8 protein-coding genes are annotated in these 7,594 nt (G+C 71.7%); 6 read left to right on the top strand and 2 right to left on the bottom strand.

The features are described from left to right. Positions 1-107: 107 nt before the first annotated feature. Positions 108-1,244, bottom strand: a complete 1,137-nt coding sequence (locus AB0J40_RS43035; protein WP_364465635.1) for an MFS transporter — start codon at positions 1,242-1,244, stop codon at positions 108-110. 221 nt (positions 1,245-1,465) lie between these two features. Between AB0J40_RS43035 and AB0J40_RS43030 the strand changes: the two genes are divergently transcribed. From AB0J40_RS43030 to AB0J40_RS43020, 3 genes are all read left to right on the top strand, one after another. Next, a complete protein-coding gene (locus AB0J40_RS43030; RefSeq protein ID WP_364465608.1) occupies positions 1,466-2,944 on the top strand; it encodes a DHA2 family efflux MFS transporter permease subunit in 1,479 nt (492 codons plus the stop codon). Beyond that, complete coding sequence (locus AB0J40_RS43025) at positions 2,925-3,524, top strand: TetR family transcriptional regulator (protein ID WP_364465606.1); 600 nt, start codon at positions 2,925-2,927, stop codon at positions 3,522-3,524. The genes AB0J40_RS43030 and AB0J40_RS43025 overlap by 20 nt, the downstream gene beginning before the upstream one ends. A 509-nt stretch (positions 3,525-4,033) precedes the next feature. Next, the gene (locus AB0J40_RS43020; protein WP_364465604.1) at positions 4,034-4,558 is read left to right on the top strand and encodes a hypothetical protein; all 525 of its coding nucleotides are present in this window, start codon (positions 4,034-4,036) and stop codon (positions 4,556-4,558) included. Between the two features lie 81 nt (positions 4,559-4,639). Here the strand turns inward: AB0J40_RS43020 and AB0J40_RS43015 are convergent, their stop codons facing one another. Next, positions 4,640-5,692 (bottom strand): alpha/beta hydrolase, encoded by a 1,053-nt coding sequence (locus AB0J40_RS43015; RefSeq protein ID WP_364465602.1) that lies wholly within the window; start codon positions 5,690-5,692, stop codon positions 4,640-4,642. 126 nt (positions 5,693-5,818) lie between these two features. On the opposite strand from AB0J40_RS43015, the gene AB0J40_RS43010 reads away from it, so the two are divergent. The 3 genes from AB0J40_RS43010 (at position 5,819) to AB0J40_RS43000 (ending at position 7,534) form a co-directional block, all read left to right on the top strand. Beyond that, positions 5,819-6,391, top strand: a complete 573-nt coding sequence (locus AB0J40_RS43010; RefSeq protein WP_364465600.1) for an NAD(P)H-dependent oxidoreductase — start codon at positions 5,819-5,821, stop codon at positions 6,389-6,391. A 197-nt stretch (positions 6,392-6,588) separates the two neighbouring features. Next, positions 6,589-7,011 (top strand): organic hydroperoxide resistance protein, encoded by a 423-nt coding sequence (locus AB0J40_RS43005; protein WP_364465598.1) that lies wholly within the window; start codon positions 6,589-6,591, stop codon positions 7,009-7,011. A 46-nt stretch (positions 7,012-7,057) separates the two neighbouring features. Further along, the gene (locus AB0J40_RS43000) at positions 7,058-7,534 is read left to right on the top strand and encodes a DNA starvation/stationary phase protection protein (RefSeq protein WP_364465596.1); all 477 of its coding nucleotides are present in this window, start codon (positions 7,058-7,060) and stop codon (positions 7,532-7,534) included. Positions 7,535-7,594 lie beyond the last annotated feature (60 nt).

The raw sequence follows: 7,594 nt of genomic DNA, 5'->3' as shown, positions 1-7,594 counted from the left end.
AACAAAACCCCCCCGCCGGCGGGGCGGGGGGGGGGGCGTGGGGGGTGGGGGGGGGCGGGGGGTCCACCCCCCCCCCCCACCCCCCACGACGAGCCGCGGCAGACCGGCTAACTCTCGGCCAGCGCCGGGACCGGCTCCGCGGCCGGTTCCGGCGCGCGCCGGCGCAGCAGGCCGGCCGAGGCGATCACCAGGCCGCCGACGCCGGCCGCGGCGAAGCCCCACGCCGGGCTCGAGTGGTCGATCGCGAAGCCGACCACCGGGCTGCCGAGCGCCAGGCCGAGCCGCGTCGACGCGTCCTGCAGCCCCATCGCCTCGCCGCGGACCTGGGGCGGGGCGATCCGGGTGACCGTCTCGGTGGTCGCCGCGAGCGTCGGCGCGCAGAGCAGGTTCGTCGGGATCAGCACCAGCGTCAGCAGCCACCACGGGTGGCCGGCCAGCCCGACCGGCACGACCAGCAGCGCGAGCAGCAGCATCAGCACGCCCTGCGGCAGCGACCGCTGCACGGCGCCGTGCACGATGCCACCGGCGATCGACGCGGCGCACATCACCGCGATCACCAGCCCGGTCACGCCGAGCTCGCCGTTCGCCCGCAGCGTCGCCAGGGTCGCCAGTTCCGTGCCGACGAGCACGAACAGCGTGCCGGCCGCGATCAGCAGCGTCGTCACGAGCGGGCCGGTCAGCCAGCTCCGCAGTGGCGGCCGCGCGGTGGAGGCGCCGGGCTCGGCGGCTTCGCGGATCGGCGGGTCGACGAGCCAGATCAGCAGCGCCGTGCCGCCGAACAGCGCACCGAGCGCGCTCAGCGTGAACGTCGGGGAGAGCGTCGTGATCGCCGCGATGCCGAGCGCCGGGCCGATCATGAACGTCGCTTCGATCGAGATCGTGTCGAGCGAGTACGCCGCGCGGCGCTCCTCGACCGGGACGAGCGCGGCCAGGATCTGCCGCGCCAGCGAACCCGCGGGCACCGAGAGCATCCCGGCCGGGACCGCGACCGCGGCGAGCGCCGCGTAGGGCAGGTGCGGCGCGGCGAACCAGAACACCGTCGTGCCGGTCCCGCAGACGGCGACGACCGGGCGCAGGCCGTAGCGGTCGAAGCAGCGGCCCAGCAGCGGCGCGCCGAGGGCCATGCCGAGGGTGACGCCGGCGCCGACCAGCCCGGCGGCGCCGTAGCCCCGGCCCAGCCCGGTGACGACGTACAGCGTCATCAGCACGCCGTTCATGGTCATCGGCAGCCGCGCCAGGAACATCAGCGCCATCGTCGACGGGACGCGGGGGACGGTCAGGACCCGGCGGTAAGGCTGGAACGGCACGTCCTCGATGAGAACCCAAGGTGGTACGCGCGTGCAACTTATTTCCCGCTGGTGTCCGAAGATTTTGAGAGCTACTCTCATTTGGTAGTAACTATCAATTGGGGGTCGCTATGACTCAACTCCAGCCACGCAGGTGGTGGGCGCTCGGAGCGCTCGCGGTGAGCCTGCTGACCGTCGGTCTCGACCTGACGGTGCTGAACGTCGCCGTGCCGACGCTCGCCGTCGACCTCGGCGCCACGACCACGCAGCTGCAGTGGTTCGGCAACGCGTACACGCTCGCGCTGGCCGCCCTGCTGCTGCCGGCGGGCCTGCTCGGCGACCGGTTCGGCCCGAAGAAGCTGCTGCTCGGCGCGCTCGCGCTGTTCGGGCTGGCCTCGCTGGGCTGCGCCTACGCGAGCACGCCCGGCCAGCTGATCGCCGCCCGCGTCGTGCTCGGCGCCGGCGCCGCGTTCCTCATCCCGCTCTCGCTGTCGCTGCTCAACATCCTGTTCCCGCCGGAGGAGCGCGCGAAGGCGCTGACCACGTGGGTGATGGCGACGTTCGTCGGCATCCCGCTCGGGCCGTTGCTCGGGGGCTGGCTGCTCGACCACTACGCGTGGGGTTCGGTGTTCCTGATCAACGTCCCGCTGACCGTGGTCGGCCTGGTCGCGGTGCTGGTACTGGTGCCGCTCACGCCCGGCTCCGGGCGGGGCCGGATCGACTTCACGGGCATCGCGCTCTCCGCGGCCGGGCTGGTCGCGCTGACGTACGGCTTCGTCCACGCGGGCGAGCACGGCTGGGCCGACCCGGTGACGTACGGCCTGATCGCGCTCGGGGCCGTGGTGCTCGCGGTGTTCTGCCGGGCCCAGACGCGCACGGCCGCGCCGCTCACCGACCTGGCGTTGTTCCGCGAGCCGCGGTTCGTCTGGGGCGCGGTGCTCGCCACGATGGCGTCGTTCGCGCTGATGGGCCTGCTGTTCGTGCTGCCGCAGCTGTTCCAGGCGGTGCAGGGGGCCGATGCGCTGCAGACCGGCGTGCGGCTGCTGCCGCTGATCGGCGGGATGCTGGTGTCGGCGAAGATCGCCGAACGGCTGGTCGCCGCGGTCGGCGTGCGGGTGGTCGTCACGGCGGGGTTCGCGCTGCTCGCGGCCGGGCTGGCGTGGGGCTCGACGACGTCGCCGTCGGACGGCTACGGCGTCACCGTGGCCTGGGAGAGCGTCATCGGCCTGGGCACCGGGTGCACGTTGCCGCCGCTGATGTCGATGGCGATGGGCGCGCTCACCGAAGGCCGCTCGGGTGCCGGGTCGGCGCTGATCCAGGTGCTGCGCCAGGTCGGCGGCACGATCGGGGTGGCGGTGCTCGGCACGGTGCTCAACGGCGTCTACCGCGACGGTGTCGCGGTCGGCGGCCTGCCGGCGCCGGTGGCGGCCGCGGTGCGCGGCAGCGCGTCGGCCGCGGTGGCCGTCGCGGAGAAGCTTCAGCTGCCGTCGCTGGCCGGCTCCGCGCGGGTGGCGTTCACCGACGGCATGGCGGCGACGCTGTGGGTGTGCGCCGGGCTGGGCGTGGCCGGTGCGCTGCTCGCGCTGCTGTTCCTGCCCGGGCGGGCGGCCCCGGAGACGCGGCCGCGAGAATCGGAGCATGACGTCGTCGCCAGGTGAGCCCTCGGGGCTGCGGGAACGCAAGAAGGCCAGGACGCGCGCCGCGATCCAGCGGCACGCGTTGCGGCTGTTCCGCGAGCAGGGTTACGGAGCCACGACGGTCGACCAGATCGCGGCGGCGGCGGAGATCTCGCCCAGCACGTTCTTCCGCTACTTCCCGACGAAGGAAGAGACGGTGCTGTACGACCCGTTCGACCCGCTGCTGATCGCGGCGGCGCTGGCCCAGCCGGCCGAGCTCAGCCCGATCGGCGCGTTGCGCGCGACGGTGGACGTGATCCGCGAGCAGCTGTCGGGCGAGGCGTGGGAGCAGGAACGCCAGCGGCAGCTGCTGGTGTTCCGCGAGCCGGAACTGCGCTTGGCGGTGATGGACAAGTTCGCCGAGGGGATCGACCTGCTGGCCGGGCTGGCGGCCCAGCGAACGGGCCGCGCCGCGGACGACTTCGAGGTCCGCAACTGGGCGGGCGCGGTGGTCGGGGTGGTGCTGGCCGCGTTCGTGGGCGCGGCGGCGGACCCGGAGCTGGACACGCTGGCGGTGCTGGACCGCGCGGTGGCGCACCTGGAGGCGGGCCTGCCGCTGTAGGGGCGGTCCGACCGGCTCGCGGTCGCGGCATCGACCGGCTCCGGCGCGTTGCGCCATCCGTGGCTCCCGGCACGGGCCCCCGCACCTCCGTGAAGCGGTTTCCCCGTTTTTCCCCTGCCCGATTTCGGAATTGATTTCGCATTCCCGCGCCCACCTCGGGCAACACCGTGTGGGTGGCGGTGCGAGCGTGGGGGACGACCCGTCTGGAGCAGTCGCGACACGCGGTCCGACGGAGTGATGAAGCTAAATGATCACCGTTTACACCCGCGTGAGTGACCCAAATGCTCCACAGTGGACATCCGCTACCAGCAGTTACGGGGAGAATCGATCATGATGATCTTCAGGGGGAAGGGCAAGCTTTCGACGTTAATCAATTGCGGTCTAGTTCGCTGCCTTCGCATCCGGCACGTAAGGGTTAGAAAACATCCCCAACCGGTGATCGGGTGGCTTATCTCCGATACGGGGGGTATCGATTTACCCCGTCAGGTCTCGACGCCAGGAGGTAGGAAATGAAAGGCAAGTTCGGGCGGTCGATCGCCCTGGTAGCCGCGAGCAGTCTGCTGGCGGTCGGCATGGCGGGGATCGCCTCGGCGGCCCCGGACGGGGGCAAGGGTTCCTCCAGTACCCAGGCCCTCGCCGCACAGGTGCTCCAGATGCGCGACGACCTGACCAAGGTGGCCTACGCGGGCAACGTCGGTGCCACGCGCGCCGACCTCGGTCAGCTCAGCCCCGTGCTCGCGGACATCGTGGCCGGCAAGCGCTACACCATCCAGACCGACACCCAGCAGCTCGCCGGCCTGGCCAAGGGCCGCGCCGACGAGTCGAACCGGCTGCTGGCCGACCCGACCGCCAAGCCGCGGCAGCTGCCGCCGCTGCCGCTGCCGCCGATCCCGGACCTGCCCGGCCCGCTGAAGATCGTCAGCGATCTGCTCAAGGCGCTGCTGGGCGCCGTCACCGGCATCCTGGGCGGCCTGCTCGGCTCGCTGCCCGTGCCGCCGCTGCCGGTGCCGCCGTTGCCGGTTCCAGGTTCGTAGCCACCGAAAAACAGGGGGGCCCGGAGCCCGGCCGCGGACATTCCTCCGCGCCGGGCTCCGGGTTCGTCCCGCCGGCGGTGTTCAGTCCCGTTTGGACAGACCCTGCCGCAGCGCGCCCGCCGTCTCGGCCAGCGCCTCGCGGAACCGGGTGCCCACGCCGGTGAAGTTGATGAACCCGTGGATCAGGTCCTCGTGGCGGCGCAACGCCACCTCGACACCCGCTTCGCGCAGCTTCTCCGCGTATGCCTCACCTTCGTCGCGCAGCGGGTCGAACCCCGCCGTGACGACCAGGGCCGGCGGCAGGCCGCTCAGGTCGTCCGCGCGCAGCGGCGAAAGCCGCGGGTCGGTCAGGTCCGTGCCCTCCGGCACGTAGTGGCCCTCGAACCACTTCATGTGCACGTCCGTCAGGAACAGGTCCTCGGCGAACAGGTCCTGCGAGCGGTACCGCCGCGCGAAGTCCGTCGCCGGGTAGATGAGCAGCTGGAACGCCGGTGCCGGCCCGCCCCGCCGCACGGCCTGCTGCGCCGTGACCGCCGCGAGGTTGCCGCCCGCGCTGTCGCCGCCGACGGCGATGCGCGCCGGGTCCGCGCCGAGGTCGCTCGCCTTCGCCACCGCGTACTCGAACGCCGCGAGCGCGTCCTCCGTCGCCGCCGGGAACGGGAACTCCGGCGCCAGCCGGTACTCGATCGACAGCACCCGCACCCCGGCGTGCTTGGCCAGGAACCGGACGGCGTTGTCGTGGCTCGCGCGCGTCCCGATCACCCAGCCGCCGCCGTGGAAGAACACCAGTAGCGGTGACTTCTCGGGCAGGCCGACCGGCGTGTACAGCGTCGCCGGGAGGTCGCCGTCTGGTGTCGGCACAGCGATCTCACGCACCGAGACCGGCTCGATCGGCTTGCCGCTGACCAGCTGCCGCCCGGCGTCGAGCAGGGCGCGTGACTGCTCCACCGACCCTCGCACCAGTTCGGCGCCGGCCAGCTTCTGCAGCCGGAGCAGGAGCTGGGCGTCGAGCGCGAGGTCCTGGCCGTCGAGCCGCACCGGGCGCCCGGCCAGTGCCCGTTTCACCGGCGTGGGCAGCCAGAACGCGAGCTGGGACGCCGCGGCCTGGGCGCGGACCGGGAGCGGGATCGCCATCGTTGCCTCCTGGGCTTCGGTACGCCCGGGACGTTACTCGTCAGTAGGTAACAGGTCCAGCTGTGATGCGGCCCTCGGTCCCAAACTCTGGATATCCACTTAAGTGGAGGGGTTAGCCTGAAAGACGTGACTTCAGCCAGGACGATCAACGTGCTCGGGATCGGCGGCTCTCTGCGCGAGGGCTCCCAGTCCGAACGCGCGCTGCGGATCGCGCTCGACGGTGCGGCGGAAGTCGGTGTCCGGACCCGGATGCTCACCGGGCCCGAACTGGTGCTGCCCTTCTACGACGCCGGCGAGCCGGACCGCGACGAGCGCGCCACCACCCTCATCGAAGCCGTGCGGCAGGCCGACGGCCTCGTCGTCGTGTCGCCGGGCTACCACGGCGCGCTGTCCGGCCTGGTGAAGAACGCCCTGGACTACGTCGAAGACCTGCGCGACGACCAGCGCCCCTACCTCGACGGCCGCGCGGTCGGGCTGGCCGCCGTCGCCTACGGCTGGCAGGCCGCGGTCACGACGCTCGAGCAGCTCCGCACGATCACGCACGCGCTGCGCGGCTGGGCCACCCCGCTGGGTGGTTCGATCAACTCGGCCGAGACCAAGTTCGACGAAGGCGGTGGCGCGTCGGACGAAAAGAGCGTCCGCACCCTTCGCCTGATCGGGCGACAGGTCGCCGAATTCGCGGTGACGCGCGCCGCATGAAGTCTTTCGGGGGTTCCGGGTGGCGGAGCCCCCGGCCGGGGCGGAGCCCCGATTGAACACAGAAGTTTTGTCTCGGAGTGCCCGGGTAACTCACCCACGTGACGCCTGCCATGTGGGGGCACCGTTCCGCGGGTGCGGGATGTTGTGTCCAGTGAGACGCTCGCTGTGGAGCGTCCGGGACAGAAGGCAGGCTGAACATGGGGCAGGCGATCTACACCGCGGTGGCGACGGCGCGCGGCGACGGCCGCAACGGCGAGGTGACCTCGTCCGACGGCGTCATCGACGAGTCGCTGGCCATCCCGAAGGAGATGGGCGGCCCCGGCGGGGACAAGACCAACCCCGAGCAGCTCTTCGCCGCCGGCTACTCGGCCTGCTTCCACAGCGCCCTGCAGCTGGTCGCGCGCCAGGCCAAGGTGCCGCTGAACGGCTCGACCGTCACGGCGGAGGTCAGCGTGCTCAAGCAGGAGGTCGGCTTCGGCCTCGGCGTCGCGCTGAACGTCTCCCTGCCGGGCCTCGAGCAGGCTCAGGCCGACCATCTGGTCGAGCAGGCCCACCAGGTGTGCCCGTACTCCAACGCGACCCGCGGCAACATCGAGGTCGCGCTGTCGGCCACCGTCTGACCCCCGCTTCCGCTTCCGAACGAGTCCGAGGAAAGGATCACCAGAGATGAGCAAGTCTCCGATCAAGAGCCCGCTTTCCGAGGCCGACAAGGAGATCACCGGTAACGCCCTGCAGGCGACGCTGGTCGACCTGGTCGACCTGTCCCTCATCGCGAAGCAGGCCCACTGGAACGTCGTCGGCGCCAACTTCCGCAGCGCGCACCTGCAGCTCGACGAGCTGGTCAACACCGCGCGCCAGTACGTCGACGAGGTCGCCGAGCGCGCCAACGCGATCGGTGTCTCGCCGAACGGCAAGGCCAAGACCGTCGTGGAGAGCTCGGGCGCGCCCGAGTACCCCGACAACTGGCAGTCCGTGGAGGCCACGGTCGCGGCGATCGTCGACATCCTCGCGAAGCTGATCGAGCGGCTGCGCGCCCGCATCGACGAGACCGACAAGAGCGACCTCGTCACGCAGGACCTGCTGATCGAGATCACCCGCGCGCTGGAAGAGGCGCACTGGATGTGGCAGGCCCAGCAGGCTTGATTTTCCGCGCGAAAGGGGTCGTTCCGGACGGGACGGCCCCTTTCGCGTTGCGGGGCTCAG

The organism is Amycolatopsis sp. NPDC049691 (assembly GCF_040675005.1).
Lineage (GTDB): Bacteria > Actinomycetota > Actinomycetes > Mycobacteriales > Pseudonocardiaceae > Amycolatopsis.
This window is presented reverse-complemented; position numbering and strand designations above follow the sequence as displayed.

What these genes read in the sequence shown, in the direction of transcription:
- AB0J40_RS43035 (WP_364465635.1), bottom strand. Translation starts at nt 1,244, where the DNA reads ATGTTCCTGGCGCGGCTGCCGATGACCATGAACGGCGTGCTGATGACG.
- AB0J40_RS43025 (WP_364465606.1), top strand. Translation starts at nt 2,925, where the DNA reads ATGACGTCGTCGCCAGGTGAGCCCTCGGGGCTGCGGGAACGCAAGAAG.
- AB0J40_RS43020 (WP_364465604.1), top strand. Translation starts at nt 4,034, where the DNA reads ATGAAAGGCAAGTTCGGGCGGTCGATCGCCCTGGTAGCCGCGAGCAGT.
- AB0J40_RS43015 (WP_364465602.1), bottom strand. Translation starts at nt 5,692, where the DNA reads ATGGCGATCCCGCTCCCGGTCCGCGCCCAGGCCGCGGCGTCCCAGCTC.
- AB0J40_RS43005 (WP_364465598.1), top strand. Translation starts at nt 6,589, where the DNA reads ATGGGGCAGGCGATCTACACCGCGGTGGCGACGGCGCGCGGCGACGGC.
- AB0J40_RS43000 (WP_364465596.1), top strand. Translation starts at nt 7,058, where the DNA reads ATGAGCAAGTCTCCGATCAAGAGCCCGCTTTCCGAGGCCGACAAGGAG.